Annotated in this window: 12 protein-coding genes; 10 read left to right on the top strand and 2 right to left on the bottom strand. The window is 65.6% G+C overall.

Going from position 1 to position 18,006, the window contains the following annotated elements:
• Positions 1–244: 244 nt before the first annotated feature.
• Positions 245–1,573, bottom strand: coding sequence for a TldD/PmbA family protein (locus FFS60_RS18135; RefSeq protein ID WP_137822752.1), 1,329 nt, complete (start codon positions 1,571–1,573; stop codon positions 245–247).
• Positions 1,573–3,006, bottom strand: coding sequence for a TldD/PmbA family protein (locus tag FFS60_RS18140; RefSeq protein ID WP_137822753.1), 1,434 nt, complete (start codon positions 3,004–3,006; stop codon positions 1,573–1,575). Before FFS60_RS18140 ends, FFS60_RS18135 begins: the two co-directional genes overlap by 1 nt.
• Positions 3,007–3,177: 171 nt before the next feature.
• On the opposite strand from FFS60_RS18140, the gene FFS60_RS18145 reads away from it, so the two are divergent.
• The 10 genes from FFS60_RS18145 to FFS60_RS18190 all read left to right on the top strand — a co-directional run bounded on the left by FFS60_RS18145 (position 3,178) and on the right by FFS60_RS18190 (position 18,005).
• Positions 3,178–4,446, top strand: coding sequence for an MdtA/MuxA family multidrug efflux RND transporter periplasmic adaptor subunit (locus tag FFS60_RS18145; protein WP_137822754.1), 1,269 nt, complete (start codon positions 3,178–3,180; stop codon positions 4,444–4,446).
• The gene (locus FFS60_RS18150) at positions 4,443–7,535 is read left to right on the top strand and encodes an MdtB/MuxB family multidrug efflux RND transporter permease subunit (protein ID WP_137822755.1); all 3,093 of its coding nucleotides are present in this window, start codon (positions 4,443–4,445) and stop codon (positions 7,533–7,535) included. The genes FFS60_RS18145 and FFS60_RS18150 overlap by 4 nt, the downstream gene beginning before the upstream one ends.
• A 76-nt stretch (positions 7,536–7,611) precedes the next feature.
• A complete protein-coding gene (locus FFS60_RS18155) occupies positions 7,612–10,719 on the top strand; it encodes a multidrug efflux RND transporter permease subunit (RefSeq protein WP_137822756.1) in 3,108 nt (1,035 codons plus the stop codon).
• Positions 10,716–12,215 carry an efflux transporter outer membrane subunit gene (locus FFS60_RS18160; protein WP_371926451.1) on the top strand — a complete coding sequence of 500 codons (1,500 nt, stop codon included), beginning with the start codon at positions 10,716–10,718 and terminating at the stop codon, positions 12,213–12,215. The genes FFS60_RS18155 and FFS60_RS18160 overlap by 4 nt, the downstream gene beginning before the upstream one ends.
• Before the next feature lie 411 nt (positions 12,216–12,626).
• Positions 12,627–13,370: an SDR family oxidoreductase gene (locus tag FFS60_RS18165; RefSeq protein ID WP_137822757.1), complete on the top strand. Its 744-nt coding sequence runs from the start codon at positions 12,627–12,629 to the stop codon at positions 13,368–13,370.
• Positions 13,371–13,386: 16 nt separating this feature from the next.
• Positions 13,387–13,713 (top strand): DUF190 domain-containing protein, encoded by a 327-nt coding sequence (locus tag FFS60_RS18170; RefSeq protein ID WP_028631233.1) that lies wholly within the window; start codon positions 13,387–13,389, stop codon positions 13,711–13,713.
• Between the two features lie 50 nt (positions 13,714–13,763).
• Complete coding sequence (locus FFS60_RS18175) at positions 13,764–13,979, top strand: DUF3820 family protein (protein WP_028631234.1); 216 nt, start codon at positions 13,764–13,766, stop codon at positions 13,977–13,979.
• Between the two features lie 501 nt (positions 13,980–14,480).
• On the top strand, positions 14,481–15,782 hold the full coding sequence (locus FFS60_RS18180) for an outer membrane beta-barrel protein (RefSeq protein WP_256658113.1): 1,302 nt from the start codon (positions 14,481–14,483) through the stop codon (positions 15,780–15,782).
• An 82-nt stretch (positions 15,783–15,864) separates the two neighbouring features.
• On the top strand, positions 15,865–17,175 hold the full coding sequence (locus FFS60_RS18185) for an ABC transporter substrate-binding protein (protein ID WP_137822759.1): 1,311 nt from the start codon (positions 15,865–15,867) through the stop codon (positions 17,173–17,175).
• 107 nt (positions 17,176–17,282) lie between these two features.
• Positions 17,283–18,005 carry an ABC transporter ATP-binding protein gene (locus FFS60_RS18190; protein ID WP_137822760.1) on the top strand — a complete coding sequence of 241 codons (723 nt, stop codon included), beginning with the start codon at positions 17,283–17,285 and terminating at the stop codon, positions 18,003–18,005.
• Position 18,006: the final 1 nt, after the last annotated feature.

An 18,006-nucleotide genomic window follows, 5' to 3' on the forward strand; every position in this document is an offset into this window, starting at 1 on the left:
TCCTGACCGCGCGCCTCTCCCTGGATGTAGCCCATAAACGACAATGCCCGTATCGATCGATACGGGCATTGTCTTCAGCTTCGACTCAGACGGCTAGGTTTTCACACAGTCTGAATGGCCTCCCTTTTTTGTGCCCGGGCACCGGGTTTCCGCAGGTTGCGGCCAAGCGGAGCGCGGCCCAACGTTCGGTGCCATTCCGGCGCGACGTGACGATGGGTTTCGTGCCTCTACCCATCCTACGGGCTTACAAGGTGAGCTTCAGCCGGTTGACCAACGCCCCCGGCAGCAGCGCCGACCAGGTCTGGCGCTCCCCGTAGGTGCTGCTGGACAGCCGTAGCTGGCGCTCCAGGGTCAGGTCTTCCAGTTGCTCGCCGAGCAGGCTGAACAGGCTGTCGTCGAAGCGCATGGTGTCCACCGGGGCCTGGATCTGGCCATCTTCCACCCAGAAGGTGGCGAAGCGGGTCATACCGGTCATGCGTGCGGCGGGCAGGTCCGACCAGTTCAGGTACCAGAGATTGCCGATGTAAAGGCCTGTGCCCAGGCGTTCCAGCACGCGGTCCTGCGGCAGGTTGCCGGCGCCCATCACCAGCGACTGGGTGGCTTCGTTGGCGTCGGCGCAGTTCGCTTCCAGGCCGTATTCGCGGGCGCTGCGGGGGTAGACCAGTTGCCCGGGCATCTTCCCGTTGCGGATCAGGGCCACGTCGCTGCGTGGCGCACCTTCCGGGCCGAAAGCCGGGGCGAGGGCGCCGGCTACCTGCTCGTCCAGGTTCAGCAGCGGGCTGAAGCGGGCGCTGCCATCCTGCAGGCGTTGCAGAGGGCTTTCCTTGTTGGCCAGGGCGCGAGCGGAGAAGCCGGTCCAGGACAGCATGCCCAGGACTTCGTCGAGTGCTGCCGGGGCCAGGTAGGCGCGGTAGTCGCCGGGTTGCAGGTGGCGAACCGGCTTGCCCAGGTGCTCCAGTTGCTGGCGTGCATGGTCGAAGCGGCTGGCGAATTCGGCGCCCTCCCAGTGCGAGCCGGCGTAGTCGGCTTTCACCGCCTGGTGGTTGGCGTGGAACAGGCTCCAGTCGAAATTGAAACAGTGCGCAGCGTGCCAGCCGAAGGCGCCAAAGCTGTTGGCGAAGCCCCGGTACAGCGGGCCGGAGGCGTAGATGCCCACCAGGTCGAGGCCGTTGGCGACGGCGTCGATCTCGGCCAGCACGCTGGCGCAGTCGGGGAGGGCGGTTTCGTCTGTTGCACGCCGATGCCAGGCGGCGCGTTCCAGTTGCAGGTAAGGGTCCGGTGGCAACTGTCCGATGACCAGTCGCAGTTGCACCAGCCCCTCGGCCAGGTGCCGGCGGTCGCTTTCCAGGTCACCGCTGAGGGTGACGGCGATCTCCGCGCTGCGGTCGTCACGGATCAGCCGCACGCGCCCGATGGCCTGGGTCACGTGGCCGGCCTGGCGTACCTGGGCCTTGTTGAAACGAATGAACTCGGACTCCTCGGCGCTGTACCAGAGGCTGAAGTCCTCGCCTGCCTGCAGGCTGGCGCCCAGGCTTTCGGCCAGGGCGGTAAAGCGGGATTCTGCGTCGGCCATCACTGGGCTCCTCCAAAGACTTCCACCTGTCTGAAGACGCATGCGGGCGCGGCATGGCCCACGCGCACCACCTGGTTGGGTTCGCCCTTGCCGCAATAGGGCGTGCCATGGACCTCGAAGGTACTGGCGTCACCCACTGCGGCGAGGCTGCGCCAGAAGTGCGCCGACACACCCCGGTAATTGGGATTCTTCACCACGCCCTTGAGCTCGCCATTCTCGATCAGGCGGCCCCATTCGCAGCCGAACTGGAACTTGTTGCGGGCATCGTCGATGGACCAGGAGCGGTTGGTGCTCATCAGCACGCCGCGTTCGATGCCGCCGATCAGTTGCGCCAGGCTCTGGTCGCCAGGCTCCAGGTTGAGATTCGCCATGCGATCGATGGGGGCACGGTTCCAGTTGCTCGCCCGGCTGTTGGCGACCCCGGGCAGGCCGCTGCGTTGCTGGGAAAGCGCACCGCCCAGGGGGCGCAGCAGGCGTCCGTCCTTGATGAGCATTTCCTTGCGGGCCGGCTGGCCGTCGTCATCAAAGCTGTAGCTGGCCAACTCTTCGGGAATGCCAGGGTCGAAACTGATGTTCAGCAGCGCCGAGCCGTACTGGTAGCGGCCGAAATCGTCCAGGCCGATGAAGCTGGTGCCGGCATAGTTGCGCTCGTCACCGAGGATGCGGTCCAGCTCCAGCGGGTGGCCGATGGATTCGTGGATCTGCAGCATCATCTGGTCCGGCATCAGCAGCAGGTCGGTGATTGCGCCGGGGGTGTTGGGCGCCAGCAGGAGTTGCAGGGCTTCGTCCGCTACCCGTGCCGCGGCGCCACCGAAGCCCAGGCGCTGGAGCACTTCACTACCGCCCTGCTGGCCGCTGCCATAGCCGCCGAAGCTGCGGGTCTGGCTGTCGCTGCCGTCGAAGGCGGTGACGCTGATGCCGGGGTAGGTGAAGCGCAGGTCCTGCCATTGTTCGGCGCCGGCGCTGTTGAGGTAGAGCTGCTCGTGCCGCTGGCTGTCCAGATAGAGGTTCCAGTTGACCAGTCGCGGATCGTCGGGAATGCGCGCGGACTCCTCGGCCAGCAGCTCGAAGCGTTCGGCGAGGCTGGGGAAGGGCTGGTCCAGTCCCGGGGACTGATAACGGGCACTGGCTTGTGGCGGCTCCAGACGGCTCTGGTCGACCAGGGCGTAGCGGGCAATTTGCCTGGCGAGCGCCTCGGCCTTGTTCAGCGCCCGTTGCAGGCCGGCGGGACTGAGGTCGGCGGTGGCCGCATAAGCCTCTACGCCAGCCAGGCGCACGCTGAGCATGGCGCCCAGGTCCTGGCTCAGTGACGGTGGCTCGGCCACGCCACGGCGCAGCATGGCCTGTTCGGCGGTCTGCCGGACAATGCGCAGGGAATGGAACTCGGCGCGGGTGGTAAGGGCGGCGAAATGCTGCCTGAGATTTTCGAACACGGAACACTCCCTGGCCCGGTGAAGTCGATTCTGGCGCTGCCATCGCGTTGCGGTGGCAGGTCAGTAAGCATAGTAAGTGGCGTAAGCACTAGGTAAATAGCCGGTAAATAGACTTTGCCTTCTGCTTTCAACTGCTTATCGTTCACGCTCTCGCAGACTTCGACCTGAATCATGTCCCCGATTACTGACAAGACCCCGAAATCCCGTTCCCTTCGTCACTGGCTGACCATCGCCTTCGCGTTGCTCGCGCTTCTGATGCTGATCTGGTGGCTCTGGCCGGAAACCGCCGCCAAGCCCAGCGGCGAGGGCGGCCGGGGAGGGCCGGGCCGTCCGGGCTTTGGTGCCTTCTCAGGACCGGTACCGGTGCGCGTGGCGACCATCACCCAGGGCGACTTCCCGGTTTACCTCAAGGCGCTGGGCACGGTGACTGCGCTGAACACGGTGAACGTGCGTGGCCGTGTCGACGGCGAGCTGGTCAAGCTGCCGTTCGAGGAAGGCCAGCAAGTCAAGGCCGGTGACCTGCTGGCGGTGATCGATCCGCGTCCTTACCAGGTCGCCTTGCAACAAGCCGAAGGCACCCTGGCGCAGAACCGCGCGCAAATGAAGAACGCCGAGATCGACCTGGCCCGCTACAAGGGCCTCTACGCCGAAGACAGCATCGCCAAGCAGACCCTGGATACACAGGAAGCCCTGGTGGCGCAGTATCGCGGCACCATCAAGACCAACGAGGCCGCGGTGGCCGAGGCCAAGCTCAACCTTGGCTTCACACAGGTGCGCGCGCCCATCGCTGGCCGCCTTGGCCTGCGCCAGGTGGACCTGGGCAACCTGGTCAGCAGCGGCGACACCACGCCGCTGGTGGTCATTACCCAGACCAAACCCATCAGCGTCGCCTTCACCCTGCCCGAGGGGCAACTGCCGGCCGTGGTCGGCCCGTTCCGCGCCGGTCGATCCCTGGTGGTCGAAGCCTGGGATCGTGGTGACAAGGTCAAGCAGGCCGAAGGCGTGCTGCAGAGCCTGGACAACCAGATCGACACCACCACCGGCACCCTCAAGCTCAAGGCGCGTTTCGCCAACGACGACGAAGCCCTTTTCCCCAACCAGTTCGTCAACATTCGCCTGCGTGCCGAGCTGTTGCCGCAGGCGGTGCTCATCCCCTCGGCTGCCGTGCAGTTCGGCAGCCAGGGCACCTTTGCCTACGTGATGGACGGCGAGAAGAAGGTCAAGGTCCGCAAGCTGGAAATCGGCCCGGACGACGGCGAACGCACGGTGGTCAAAAGCGGCCTGCAACCGGGCGAGCGCGTGGTGCTGGAAGGCACCGACCGCCTGCGCGACGGCAGCGACGTGGAAGTGGTGCATGACGCGGACGAGGTTCCCGTTCAGCCCTCCGAGCAACTCCAGGGCGCCAAGCCTGAAGGCCAGGACGCGAAAGGCGGCGTATGAACCTCTCTCGCCTGTTCATCCTGCGACCGGTCGCCACCACCCTGAGCATGTTGGCGATCCTGCTCGCCGGCCTGATCGCCTACCGCCTGCTGCCGGTTTCCGCGCTGCCGGAAGTGGACTACCCGACCATCCGCGTCCTCACGCTCTATCCGGGAGCCAGCCCGGACGTGATGACCAGTGCGGTCACCGCGCCGCTGGAGCGCCAGTTCGGGCAGATGCCCGGGCTGACCCAGATGTCCTCCACCAGCTCCGGCGGGGCGTCTGTCATCACCCTGCGCTTCAGCCTGGAAGTAAAGCTGGACGTCGCCGAGCAGGAGGTGCAGGCGGCCATCAATGCGGCCGCCAACCTGTTGCCCAGGGACCTACCGGCGCCGCCGGTCTACAACAAGGTCAACCCGGCGGATACCCCGGTGCTCACGCTGGCCATCAGCTCGAAGACCATGCCGCTGCCCAAGCTGCATACGCTGGTGGACACGCGCATGGCGCAGAAGCTGGCGCAGATCAACGGCGTCGGCATGGTCAGCATCGCCGGGGGCCAGCGCCAGGCCGTGCGAATTCGCGTCAACCCTGAAGCCCTGGCGGCCAATGGCCTGAATCTGTCGGATGTACGCAGCCTGGTCGGCGCCTCCAACGTCAACCAGCCCAAGGGCAACTTCGACGGCCCGACCCGCGTGTCCATGCTGGACGCCAACGACCAGCTGAAGTCCGCCGAGGAGTACGCCAATCTCATCCTCGCCTACAACAACGGCGCGGCCCTGCGCCTGAAGGATGTGGCCGAGATCGTCGACGGCGCCGAGAACGAGCGCCTCGCTGCCTGGGCCAACCAGAACGAAGCGGTGCTGCTGAACATCCAGCGCCAGCCGGGCGCCAACGTCATTGACGTGGTGGACCGCATCCAGGCGCTGCTGCCGGCGATCAATGCCAACCTGCCGGCGGGCATCAGCGTCGTGGTGCTCACCGACCGCACCCAGACCATCCGCGCCGCCATCACCGACGTGCGCCACGAACTGTTCCTCGCCATCGCCCTGGTGGTGATGGTGACCTTCCTGTTCCTGCGCCGCATGAGTGCCACCATCATTCCGTCCATCGCCGTGCCACTGTCCCTGGTGGGCACCTTCGCGGTGATGTACCTGGCCGGCTTCTCCATCAACAACCTGACGCTGATGGCCCTGACCATCGCCACCGGATTCGTGGTGGACGATGCCATCGTCATGCTGGAGAACATCGCCCGCCACCTGGAAGAGGGCGAGACACCGCTCAATGCCGCGCTCAAGGGCGCCAGGCAGATCGGCTTCACCCTGATTTCCCTGACCTTCTCGCTGATCGCGGTGCTGATCCCGCTGCTGTTCATGGCCGATGTGGTGGGGCGGCTGTTCCGCGAGTTCGCCATCACCCTGGCGGTGGCCATCCTGATCTCGCTGGTGGTCTCCCTGACCCTGACGCCGATGATGTGCGCGCGCCTGCTCGAGCGCGAAAGCAAGGAAGAGGAGGGGGGCTTCTACAAGGCCAGCGGCGACTTCATCGACGGCATGATCAATTACTACGGCCGGGGCCTGACCTGGGTGCTCAAGCACCAGGGCCTGACCCTGCTGGTGGCCGTCGGCACCCTGGCGCTGACCGTGGTGCTCTACCTTGCCGTGCCCAAGGGCTTCTTCCCGGTGCAGGACACCGGCGTGATCCAGGGCATCACCGAAGCGCCGCAGTCGGTGTCCTTCCGCTCCATGAGCGAGCGCCAGCAGAAGGTCGCCGCGCTGATCCTCAAGGACCCGGCGGTAGCCAGCCTGACCTCCTACATCGGCGTCGATGGCGACAACGTCACCCTCAACAGCGGCCGCATGCTGATCAACCTCAAGCCCCACGGCGAGCGCGATGTGACCGCCAGTGAGGTGATCCAGCGCCTGCAGCCGGAACTGGACAAGCAGAGCGACATTCGCCTTTACCTGCAGCCGGTGCAGGACCTGACCATCGAGGACCGGGTCAGCCGTACCCAGTTCCAGTTCAGCATGGAATCCCCCGACGCCGACCTGCTCAACGAGTGGACCGGCAAGCTGGTGGACGCGCTGCGCCAGCAACCGGAGCTGTCCGATGTGGCCAGCGACCTGCAGGACAAGGGCCTGCAGGTCTACCTGAACATCGACCGCGACATGGCCGGTCGCCTGGGCGTGGAAATCTCCGCCATCACCGACGCCCTCTACGACGCGTTCGGCCAGCGGCAGATCTCCACCATCTTCACCCAGGCCAGCCAGTACCGCGTGGTGCTGGAGTCCGCCGCAGGCGAGGTGATCGGCCCGCAGGCATTGCAACAGATCCATGTGGTCACCAGTGGCGGCACCCAGGTACCGCTCTCTGCCCTGGCCAGGGTGGAAGAGCGCCAGGCGCAACTGGCGATCAACCATATCGGCCAGTTCCCTGCGGTGACCCTGTCCTTCAACCTGGCACCGGGCGTTGCCCTGGGCGAGGCGGTGGCGGTGATCGAGCGGGTACAGCACGACATCGGCCTGCCCGAAGGCATCCAGACCCGCTTCCAGGGCGCGGCGGCGGCCTTCCAGGCGTCGCTGTCGAGCACGCTGCTGCTGATCCTGGCGGCGGTGGTGACCATGTACATCGTGCTGGGCGTGCTCTACGAGAGCTACATCCACCCGGTGACCATCCTTTCCACACTGCCCTCGGCGGGCGTCGGCGCCTTGCTGGCGCTGTTGCTGACCGGTAATGACCTCGGCCTGATTGCCATCATCGGCATCATCCTGCTGATCGGCATCGTGAAGAAGAACGCCATCATGATGATCGACTTCGCCCTGGAGGCGGAGCGGAACCAGGGCATGTCGCCCGAGGCCGCGATCTACCAGGCGGCGCTGCTGCGCTTCAGGCCGATCCTGATGACCACCCTGGCGGCCCTGTTCGGCGCCATCCCGCTGATGCTCGCCACCGGCTCCGGCGCCGAACTGCGCCAGCCGCTGGGCCTGGTGATGGTCGGCGGTCTGCTGCTCTCCCAGGTGCTGACCCTGTTCACCACGCCGGTGATCTACCTGGCCTTCGACCGCCTGGCCCGCCGCTTCACCGGCCGCAGCGCGGCGGGGGTGGCGGTATGAGTCGCTTCTGCTCCTTCTCCCGCTTGCGGGAGAGGGCTGGGGTGAGGGCAGTCGCGCTCCGCGCGGAGGTCAGTCGTTGAACCTCTCCGCCCCCTTCATCCACCGCCCGGTCGCCACCATGCTGCTGAGCCTGGCCATCCTGCTCCTGGGCAGCGTCAGCTTCGGCCTGCTGCCGGTGTCGCCGTTGCCGCAGATGGACTTTCCGGTGATCACGGTGCAGGCCAGCCTGCCCGGTGCCAGCCCGGAAATCATGGCGTCCAGCGTCACCACGCCGCTGGAGCGTTCGCTGGGCACCATCTCCGGCATCAACCAGATGACCAGCCGCACCAGCCAGGGCTCGACCCGGATCATCGTGCAGTTCGAGCTGGACCGGGACATCAACGGCGCCGCCCGCGATGTGCAGGCGGCCATCAACGCCTCGCGCAACCTGCTGCCCAGCGGCATGCGCAGCATGCCCACGTACAAGAAGGTCAACCCGTCCCAGGCGCCGATCATGGTGCTGTCGCTGACGTCCGACGTGCTGGAAAAGGGCCAGCTCTATGACCTGGCGTCCACCATCCTGGCCCAGAGCCTGTCCCAGGTTAAGGGCGTGGGCGAAGTGCAGATCGGTGGCAGTTCCTTGCCCGCCGTGCGGGTGGAACTGGAACCGCAACTGCTGAACCAGTACGGCATCGCCCTGGACGACGTGCGCACCACCATCGCTGCCGCCAACCAGCGTCGTCCGAAGGGCGCGGTGGAAGACGCCGGCCGCCACTGGCAGGTGGGTGCCAACGACCAGTTGGAAAAAGCTGCCGACTACGCGCCGCTCATCCTCCGCTACCAGGATGGCGCCGCCCTGCGCCTGGGCGACGTGGCCACCGTCCGCGACGCGGTGGAAGACCGCTACAACAGCGGCTTCTTCAATGACGACTCCGCCGTGCTGCTGGTGATCAACCGCCAGGCCGGCGCCAACATCATCGAGACCATCGAAAGCATCAAGCAGCAGTTGCCGGCGCTACAGGCGGTGCTGCCGGCCAGCGTCAAGCTGGACCTGGCCATGGACCGCTCGCCGGTGATTCGCGCCACCCTGCACGAAGCCGAGCGCACCCTGCTGATCGCCGTCGCGCTGGTAATCCTCGTCGTCTACCTGTTCCTGGGAAACTTGCGCGCCTCGCTGATTCCGGCACTGGCGGTGCCGGTGTCGCTGGTGGGCACCTTCGCCGTGATGTACCTGATGGGCTTCTCGCTCAACGTACTCTCGCTGATGGCGCTGATCCTCGCCGCCGGGCTGGTGGTGGACGACGCCATCGTGGTGCTGGAAAACATCTCGCGGCACATCAACAACGGCATGGCGCCCTTCAAGGCGGCGCTGCAGGGCACCCGTGAAGTGGGCTTCACCCTGCTGTCGATGAACCTCTCGCTGGTGGCGGTGTTCGTCTCCATCCTCTTCATGGGCGGCATCATCGACCGGTTGTTCCGCGAGTTCTCCCTGACCCTGGCGGTGGCCATCCTGGTCTCGCTGCTGGTGTCCCTGACGCTGACACCGATGCTTTGCGCACGCTGGCTGAAGCCCCACGTGCCCGACCAGGACAGCCGTCTGCAGCGCTGGAGCGAGGCACTGCACACGCGCATGGTCGGCGCCTACGACCGCACCCTGGGCATTGCCCTGCGTCACCCGCGCCTGACCCTGGTCAGCCTGTTGCTGACCATCGGCTGCAACATCGCCCTGTACGTGCTGGTGCCCAAGACCTTCCTGCCGCAGCAGGACACCGGCCAGTTGATCGGCTTCATCCGTGGCGACGACGGTCTGTCGTTCACTGTGATGCAGCCGAAGATGGAAATCTTCCGTCGCGCCGTGCTGGAAGACCCGGCCGTGGAGAGTGTCGCCGGCTTCATCGGCGGTGGTGGCGGCATCAACAATGCCTTCATGATCGTGCGCCTCAAGCCCATCGCCGAGCGCAAGGTGTCGGCGCAGAAAGTCATCGAACGGCTGCGCGCGAACCTGCCCAAGGTGCCCGGTGGCCGGCTGATGCTGATGGCCGACCAGGACCTGCAATTCGGTGGTGGTCGCGAGCAGCGCAGCTCGCAGTACGAGTACGTGCTACAGACCGGCGAGCTGTCGGACCTGCGCACCTGGCTGCCGAAGGTCACCGCCGCGCTCAAGTCGCTGCCTGAACTCACCGCCATCGACGCCAACGAAGGGGAGGGCGCCCAGCAGATCACCCTGCAGGTGGATCGCGACACGGCCAAGCGCCTTGGCATCGACATGGCCATGGTCAGCTCGGCGCTGAACAACGCCTACAGCCAGCGGCAGATCTCCACCATCTACGACAGCCTCAACCAGTACCAGGTGGTGATGGAGGTCAACCCGAAGTACGCCCAGGACCCGGAAACCCTCAAGCAGGTCCAGTTGATCACCGCCGACGGCCAGCGTGTGCCGCTGTCCAGCTTCGCCCGCTACGAGCGCAGCCTGGAAGAAGACCGGGTCAACCACGAGGGCCAGTTCGCCTCGGAGAGCATTGCCTTCGACCTGGCGCCTGGCATCAGCCTCGACCAGGCCACCGTGGCGATCGAGAAAGCGGTGGCCGCCATCGGCCTGCCCAGCTCAGTGATCGCGCGCATGGGCGGCAGCGCCGACGCCTTCCAGAGCACCCAGCAAAACCAGCCGTGGATGATCCTCGCCGCCCTGGTGTTGGTGTACCTGGTGCTGGGCATCCTCTACGAGAGCTACATCCATCCGCTGACCATTCTCTCCACACTGCCGTCGGCCGGTGTCGGCGCGCTGCTGGCGATCCTGCTCACCGGCGGGGAGTTCAGCCTGATTTCCCTGCTGGGGCTGTTCCTGCTGATCGGCGTGGTGAAGAAGAACGCCATCATGATGATCGACCTCGCCCTGCAGCTGGAGCGCCAGGAGGGCATGTCCCCGGACGAGTCCATCCGCCAGGCCTGCCTGCTGCGCCTGCGGCCGATCCTGATGACCACCATCGCCGCCATCCTCGGCGCCGTCCCGCTGCTGATTGGCGGCACCGAGGGCGCGGAGATGCGCCAGCCACTCGGCGTGGCCATCATCGGCGGCCTGGTGCTGAGCCAGTTGCTGACCCTCTATACGACCCCCGTGGTCTACCTCTACCTCGACCGTCTACGCCATCGCTTCAACCGCTGGCGTGGCGTGCGCACTGACGCCGCTCTGGAAACACCCCTATGAACACCGCCGCCACTTCCCTGAAACCCCTGCGTCGCGCCATGGCCCTGGCCCTTGCCGGCCTGCTGCTCGGCGGTTGCGCCATCGGCCCGGACTACAAGCGTCCGGAGCAGAGCGTGCCCGTGCAGTTCAAGCATGCCGAGGGCTGGTCCCTGGCCACCCCGGCCGACCTGGAGCACCGTGGCCGCTGGTGGGAGCTGTACGGCGATGCCACCCTCAACGACCTGCAGCAGCGCCTGGAAACCTCCAACCAGACCCTGGCGCAGTCCGTCGCCCAGTACCGCCAGGCCCAGGCGCTGGCCCGTGGTGCCCGCGCGTCCTTCTTCCCGTCGGTGACCGGCAATGCCGGCAAGACCCGCTCGGGCCAGGGTGGCGGCGACAGCACAGTGCGCCTGTCCGACGGCTCCACGGTCACCAGTTCCGGTGGCGGTGGCGTTTCCAAGAGCTATGACGCCAGCCTTGGCGTGAACTGGGAAATCGACCTCTGGGGCAAGCTGCGCCGCCAGCTGGAGTCCGACACCGCCAGCATGCAGGCCAGCGCCGCCGACCTCGCCGCCGCACGCCTCAGCCTGCAATCGGAGCTGGCGCAGAACTACCTGCAACTGCGCGTGCTGGATGCCCAGAAGCGCCTGCTGGATGCCACCGTCGCCGGCTACCAGCGTGCCCTGACCCTGACCCAGAACCAGTACAAGGCCGGCATCGTCACCCGTGTCGACGTGGCCCAGGCCACCACCCAGCTGAAGAGCACCCAGGCCCAGGCCATCGACCTCAAGTACCAGCGCGCGCAACTGGAAAACGCCATTGCTGTGCTGGTGGGCCTGACGCCCGCCGAATTCAGCCTGGCCGAAGTGGACAGCGTGCCGGCGCTGCCGACCGTGCCGACGCTGCTGCCCTCGCAACTGTTGGAACGCCGCCCGGACGTGGCCTCCGCCGAACGCAGCGTGATGTCCGCGAACGCCCAGATCGGCGTGGCCAAGTCGGCCTACTTCCCCAGCCTCAGCCTGAGCGCTGCCGGTGGCTATCGCAGCGGCAGCCTGCACGACTGGATCACCACGCCGAACCGTTTCTGGTCCATCGGCCCGGAATTCGCCATGACCCTGTTCGACGGCGGCCTGATCCGCTCCCAGGTGGCGCAGGCCGAAGCCAGCTACGACCAGACCGTGGCCGTCTATCGGCAGACCGTGCTCGACAGTTTCCGTGAAGCCGAGGACTACATGGTCCAACTCGACGTGCTGGAAGAGGAGAGTGAGGTGCAGCAGGAAGCCCTCGACGCCGCCCGCGAAGCCCTGCGCCTGATCACCAACCAGTACAAGGCTGGCACCGTGGACTACAACAGCGTCGTCACCAACCAGGCCACGGCGCTGAGCAACGAACGCACGGTGCTGACCCTGATGGGCACCCGCCTGACCACCAGCGTCCAGCTCATCGCCGCCCTGGGCGGTGGCTGGGAGCAGGGGCAGCTGGAGCAGGTGGACCCGGACTCCGAAGCGACGCCCTGACCTCTGCATCTCCCAGGGAGAAGGATTGCTGTGGGGGCGAATTCATTGGCTATGTCTGCGTTGGCTGTTGCTAGACGGCAACCGGTGAGCGTGGGCGCCTGTAGGAGCCAGCTTGCTGGCGAAAATGTCCGCGTTCGCTAGCAAGCTAGCTCCTACAAGGGATTCCAGGGCCTTCAACGTTTTACGCAGACAAAGCCAATTCATTCGCCAAGCGGGCCGAAGGTCCGCTCTACAGGCATCCTTTGGGGGCAGCTGCGCTGCCCTTGGCGAATGAATTCGCCCCTACAGGGGACGGCCTTCGTGCCTCGCTGATAGCCGGTTCCGCACGCGGCTCCAACTCCGGCTATACCACTGGAAAGGCCCCGCACGCGGCACCAGCCGCGGCCTCGAGAGCCTGGCGAGGAGAACTACATGCCTCAACCTGCCAGAACCGCCATTGTCACCGGGGCTTCCCGGGGAATCGGCGCCGCCATTGCGCGGCGCCTTGCCGCCGAAGGCATCCAGGTAGTGGTCAATTACGCCTCACGGCCGGAAGCTGCGGAGCAAGTGGTGCAAGACATCAGGCTGGCCGGTGGCCAGGCCTATCCGATATTGGCCGACATCAGCGACCCGGTGGCGGTGGCGGTGCTCTTCGACCAGACGGAGATGGAGTTCGGCGGGATCGACATCCTGATCAACAATGCCGGTGTCATCCAGCCGGGGCTGGTTTCCCTGGCCGATACCGACATGGCGCTCTACGACCGTCTGTTCGCCGTCAATACCCGCGGCACGTTCAACACCCTCAAGCTGGCGGCGACGCGCCTGAACAGTGGCGGGCGAATCGTCAACCTGTCCAGCAGCGTAGTGAGCCTGAGCCTGCCGGGCTACGCCATCTACGCGGCTTCAAAGGCCGCGGTGGAAACCATGAGCGCGATCTTCGCCCGTGAGCTGCGCGGACGAAACATTTCGGTCAACTGCGTGGCACCGGGGCCGACGGCGACCAACCTGTTCCTTGACGGCAAGCCCCCTGAATTGGTGGAACGCCTGACCAAGCAGGCCCCGTTGGAGCGCCTTGGCAACCCGGAGGACATCGCCAACCTGGTGGCCTTCCTGGTCGGACCGGAAGGCGCCTGGGTCAATGGCCAGACGCTCAGGGTCAATGGCGGCATCGTGTAATCGGATGGAGGTTGACATGAAGGGTTACCAGCTCACGCTCTACACCCAGCAGAACCGGCGTCACCAAGGCAAGATGCTGGCCGACTGGGTTGTTGGCCTGGCCATGGACATGGGCCTGCGCGGTGCCACCCTGGTCTCCGGAATCGAAGGGTTTGGTCATACCAAACACCTCCATTCCCAGCACTTCTTCGAGATGGCCGACCAGCCGATGCTGATCGTCATGGCACTCAGCGATGCCGAATGCGACGCCTTGCTGCGGCGGTTGGAGGAGGAGGGCCTGACGCTGTTCTACGTCAAGGTGCCGGCCGAGTTCGGCCTGCTGGGCGCGCCGGTGGATGCCTGAGCCCGGGCTCTGCGACAATCGCCGCTTTCTTCCCCCCGCAAGGCCGCCCGATGAAGCCCGAAGACCTGTTGCTCCTGGTCACCCGCGAAATGCCCTATGGCAAGTACAAGGGCCGCCTGATCGCCGACCTGCCCGGGCATTACCTCAACTGGTTCGCCCGCGAGGGCTTCCCCAAGGGTGAGATCGGGCGGCTGCTGATGCTGATGCAGGAGATCGACCACAACGGCTTGAAGCCGTTGCTGGAGCCGCTGCGCAGGAAGCGTTGAACGCTTTCCCTGTGGGGCCTGCTCGGCGGATGAATTGGCCATGTCTGCGTTACGTGTTGCAGGTAGCTGCATTGCCCGTAGGAGCTGGCTTGCCAGCGAATGGCCCCGTTTCGCTGGCAAGCCAGCTCCTACAGGGCTCCTGGCCCGATGGTAAATCTCTCGCAACCGCTAACGCAGTCATAGCCAATGAATTCCCCCTACAAGGGAAAGGCGAATGCCGTCGCGCAGCGCTATCCCGCCAATTCCGTCCGATAACCGCCCACCCCGCGTGACCCCTTTTCCGCCCCGGCCGCTCTAGCTCAGGAGCGCGCGTCATTGTTCTCGATTCGCAAACACTCAAATCGCCGAAACCGGAATTGTTGGTGAGGAGGGCCGCTTGTAGCTTGCGACCCAACCGGACAGCCAGGCCCGCACTGCCAGCGGGGCGTGTCCGCATCAGGCTGACTAATAACAACAAGGTAGCTCAAGCATCTTTCCGCGTCCACTCTGTTCGCCCCGGTCCTGGCGGCCGCAGCGCTGTTCCCCGTTCACATCCAGGCCGCCGAGCCTGGCCCGTCCGGTTCGCTGTTCCGCAGCGCCTTCGGCGACGGGCTGGAAAAGGACTACGGCATCAAGGTCCATGGCTGGGGCCAGGCCGGCTGGATCTACAACGACAACGGCAGTGACGACGTGAGCAAGCAGGCCTTCTTCAACAACGATGAAGGCTTCAACCTCAACCAGTTCGCCCTGGCCATCGAGAAAACCCCCAAGGGCAATGTGGTCGGTCGTGTCGGCCCGTTCCCTGGCCCGATGCCGCAGGAAGCCGACTGGGGCTTCAACGTCACCGCGCTGTACGGCAAGGATGCGCGCTTCTTCAAGACCTACGGCTTCGACGAAGACCTTGGCGTCAACCGTTCGGCCGACGCCAATGACGAGAACTTCAACATCGCCCAGGCCTACCTGGACTTCTACATCCCGGTGCTCGGCGGCTCCAACCTGATGCTCGGTGTGTTCCACACCCCACTGGAGAACGAGATCGGCTTCGCTCTGCCGAGCCCGGCGCCGACGGACTTCTACAGCCACACCTATTCCTTCATGCATGGCCCGGCCAAGCACACGGGCGCGCTCTACTCCTTCAAGCTGCCGCAGGAAGAGGGCGGCAGCATGCTCGGCTTCGAGCTGGGCGTGGTGCAGGGCTGGAACAACATGCAGGACCCCAACGGCGACCCGGATGTCATCGCCAACCTGCGCTGGCGTTCGGCGGACTTCCGCACCTGGGTCGACTGGGAAAACATCTACGGCAACGGCGCTGGCGACAGCTTCGCCGAGTGTGCCTGCGGCTCGCCCATTCCGGCGGGCAGCGACGACGACAACCTGACCCGTTACGCCTCCTACCTGACCGTTTCCCATGTGCTCGATGAGCGCAACCGGGTGGCGGTGGAGTTCAACTACGGGCAGCAGGAAGACGCCGCCTTCGCCGCATTCGCCAACAAGGGCAACGCCCAGTGGTACGGCACCGACGTCAACTGGTACCACCGCCTGGGCGACAACCTGATGTGGAACAGCCGCGCCGAGTGGTTCTACACCGACGCGCCGGTGCATGTGGTGATGGCCAACATCGATCCGCACACAGGCATCCCCGATCCGAGCTGGGGCAGCTTCTACGGCTTCACCACCAACCTGGCCTGGACGCCGGTGCCCAACGTCCGCCTGCGCCCCGAACTGCGCTACGACATCCACAGTGGCAATGGTCGCGATGCCTTTGGCGGCGGCCGCGAAGACAGCCAACTGGTGGGCTCCTTCGACGTCACCGTCTTCTTCTGATCCGGCGCCAACCTACTGCCATCCCGGCCGGGCCCCTTTGCGCGCCCGCGCCTGGCCTCATCTTCCTGTCGAGGTATCCGTCATGGACAACAACAAGAAACTCCTCGGTGCCGGGCTGTCCCGGCGTGATTTCCTGCGGGCCAGCGGCGTCGTGGCTGGCGGCTCGCTGCTCGCAGGCTTTTCTTCCGGCCCCTTGTTCGCGGCTGAGAAGGTCATCCGTATCGGCTATGTCAGCCCCCAGACCGGGCCGCTGGCACCTTTCGCCGCAGCGGATGCCTACATCATCGAAAGCCTCGCTTCGGTGTTGAAAAACAGCATCACCGTGGGCGGCCAGCGCTGCCGCCTGGAGGTGATCGTCAAAGACAGCCAGTCCAACCCTAACCGCGCCGCCGAAGTGGCCAACGAGTTGATCCTTTCCGACGGCGTCGACCTGATGCTGGTGTCGTCCACGCCCGAGACCACCAACCCGGTTTCGGACCAGTGCGAGATCAACGAAATCCCCTGCATCTCCACCGTCGCGCCCTGGCAGCCCTGGTTCTTCACCCGTGGCGGCAAGCCGGACGAAGGCTTTGAGTGGACTTACCACTTCTTCTGGGGCCTGGAAGACGTGATCGCCACCTACACCGCCATGTGGGGCGGCATGGGCAGCAACAAGGTGATCGGCGGGCTGTTCCCCAACGACGGTGACGGCAATGCCTGGGGCGACAGCAAGCTGGGCTTCCCGCCGGTGCTCTCGCAGAAGGGTTTTCAGCTGGTGGACCCGGGCCGCTTCCAGAGCCTGACCGACGACTTCTCCGCGCAGATTTCCGCGTTCAAGAAGGCCGAGGCGGAGATCGTCACAGGCGTGGTCATCCCGCCGGACCTCACCACTTTCTGTACCCAGGCGCGCCAACAGGGCTTCCAGCCCAAGGCGATGTCGGTGGGCAAGGCGCTGCTGTTCCCCTCGGCGGTGGAAACCCTGGGCAAGGCCGGGCACAACCTCTCCACGGAGATCTGGTGGAGCCCGAGCCACCCGTTCAGTTCCTCCCTCAATGGACTGACCGCCGGGCAACTGGCCGAGCGCTACACCAAGGCCACCGGCAAGCAGTGGACCCAGCCGCTGGGCTTCGTGCATGCGTTGTTCGAGCTGGCGGTGGACATCCTCCAGCGCACCGAGGAGGTCGGTAACCCCGAGGCGACCCGCGATGCGCTGCGCAAGACCGAGCTGAACACCGTGGTCGGCCCGGTGAGCTGGAAGAACGGTCCGGTGAAGAACGTCGCCAAGACCCCGCTGGTGTCCGGCCAGTGGCGCCTGGGTGGCCCTTTCACTTACGACCTGGTGATCACCAGCAACCAGACCGCGCCGCAGATTCCCCTGGGCGGGGAGATGCAGGCGATCACGTACGGCGGTTGAGTCCGAGCGCGGGCAGGTTCCCTCACCCCAACCCTCTCCCAGAGGGAGAGGGGGCTTTCCGTAGCCCGGATGAAATCCGGGCTACAGCTTCATACAGGTAACGACACATGCAACAACTCCTCGTACTGGAGCAGGTGCACAAGCACTACGGCTCGGTGAAAGTGACCGACGACTTCAGCCTGGCTCTGGCGCCGGGCGAGGCGCTGGGCATCATCGGGCCCAACGGCGCCGGCAAGAGCACGCTGTTCAACCTGATCGCCGGGGGCGTGGCGCCTGACAGCGGGCGCATCCACTTCCAGGGTGATGACGTCACCCGCGAGCCGGTGTTCAAACGCTGCCAGCGTGGCATCGGCCGCTCCCACCAGATCCCGCACCCGTTCGTGAAGATGACGGTGTTCGAGAACCTGCTGGTGGGTGCCACCTTTGGCGCCGGCCAGACGGAAAAGGACAGCTACGTCTGGTGCGCGCACATCCTCGAACTCACCGGCCTGATGAAGAAGGCCAACGCCCTGGCCGGGTCCCTGACCCTGCTGGAACGCAAGCGCCTGGAGATGGCCCGCGCCCTGGCCACCCGGCCGCAACTGCTGCTGCTCGACGAGATTGCCGGCGGCCTTACCGAACCGGAGTGCCTGGAACTGGTCGGCACCATCCAGGGCATCCACCGTTCCGGCACCGCGATCATCTGGATCGAGCACATCGTCCACGCGCTGCTGGCGGTGGTCGGTCGCCTGGCGGTGATCAACTTCGGCCGCAAGCTGGACGAAGGCGAGCCCAGCGCGGTGATGGCCAACCCCAAGGTTCAGGAAATCTACATGGGCATCGGGAGCTGAA

It is taken from the genome of Pseudomonas sp. D(2018) (genome assembly GCF_005502555.1).
GTDB classification, from domain to species: Bacteria; Pseudomonadota; Gammaproteobacteria; order Pseudomonadales; family Pseudomonadaceae; genus Metapseudomonas; species Metapseudomonas resinovorans.

What these genes read in the sequence shown, in the direction of transcription:
- FFS60_RS18135 (WP_137822752.1), bottom strand. Translation starts at nt 1,573, where the DNA reads ATGGCCGACGCAGAATCCCGCTTTACCGCCCTGGCCGAAAGCCTGGGC.
- FFS60_RS18145 (WP_137822754.1), top strand. Translation starts at nt 3,178, where the DNA reads ATGTCCCCGATTACTGACAAGACCCCGAAATCCCGTTCCCTTCGTCAC.
- FFS60_RS18150 (WP_137822755.1), top strand. Translation starts at nt 4,443, where the DNA reads ATGAACCTCTCTCGCCTGTTCATCCTGCGACCGGTCGCCACCACCCTG.
- FFS60_RS18160 (WP_371926451.1), top strand. Translation starts at nt 10,716, where the DNA reads ATGAACACCGCCGCCACTTCCCTGAAACCCCTGCGTCGCGCCATGGCC.
- FFS60_RS18165 (WP_137822757.1), top strand. Translation starts at nt 12,627, where the DNA reads ATGCCTCAACCTGCCAGAACCGCCATTGTCACCGGGGCTTCCCGGGGA.
- FFS60_RS18170 (WP_028631233.1), top strand. Translation starts at nt 13,387, where the DNA reads ATGAAGGGTTACCAGCTCACGCTCTACACCCAGCAGAACCGGCGTCAC.
- FFS60_RS18175 (WP_028631234.1), top strand. Translation starts at nt 13,764, where the DNA reads ATGAAGCCCGAAGACCTGTTGCTCCTGGTCACCCGCGAAATGCCCTAT.
- FFS60_RS18185 (WP_137822759.1), top strand. Translation starts at nt 15,865, where the DNA reads ATGGACAACAACAAGAAACTCCTCGGTGCCGGGCTGTCCCGGCGTGAT.
- FFS60_RS18190 (WP_137822760.1), top strand. Translation starts at nt 17,283, where the DNA reads ATGCAACAACTCCTCGTACTGGAGCAGGTGCACAAGCACTACGGCTCG.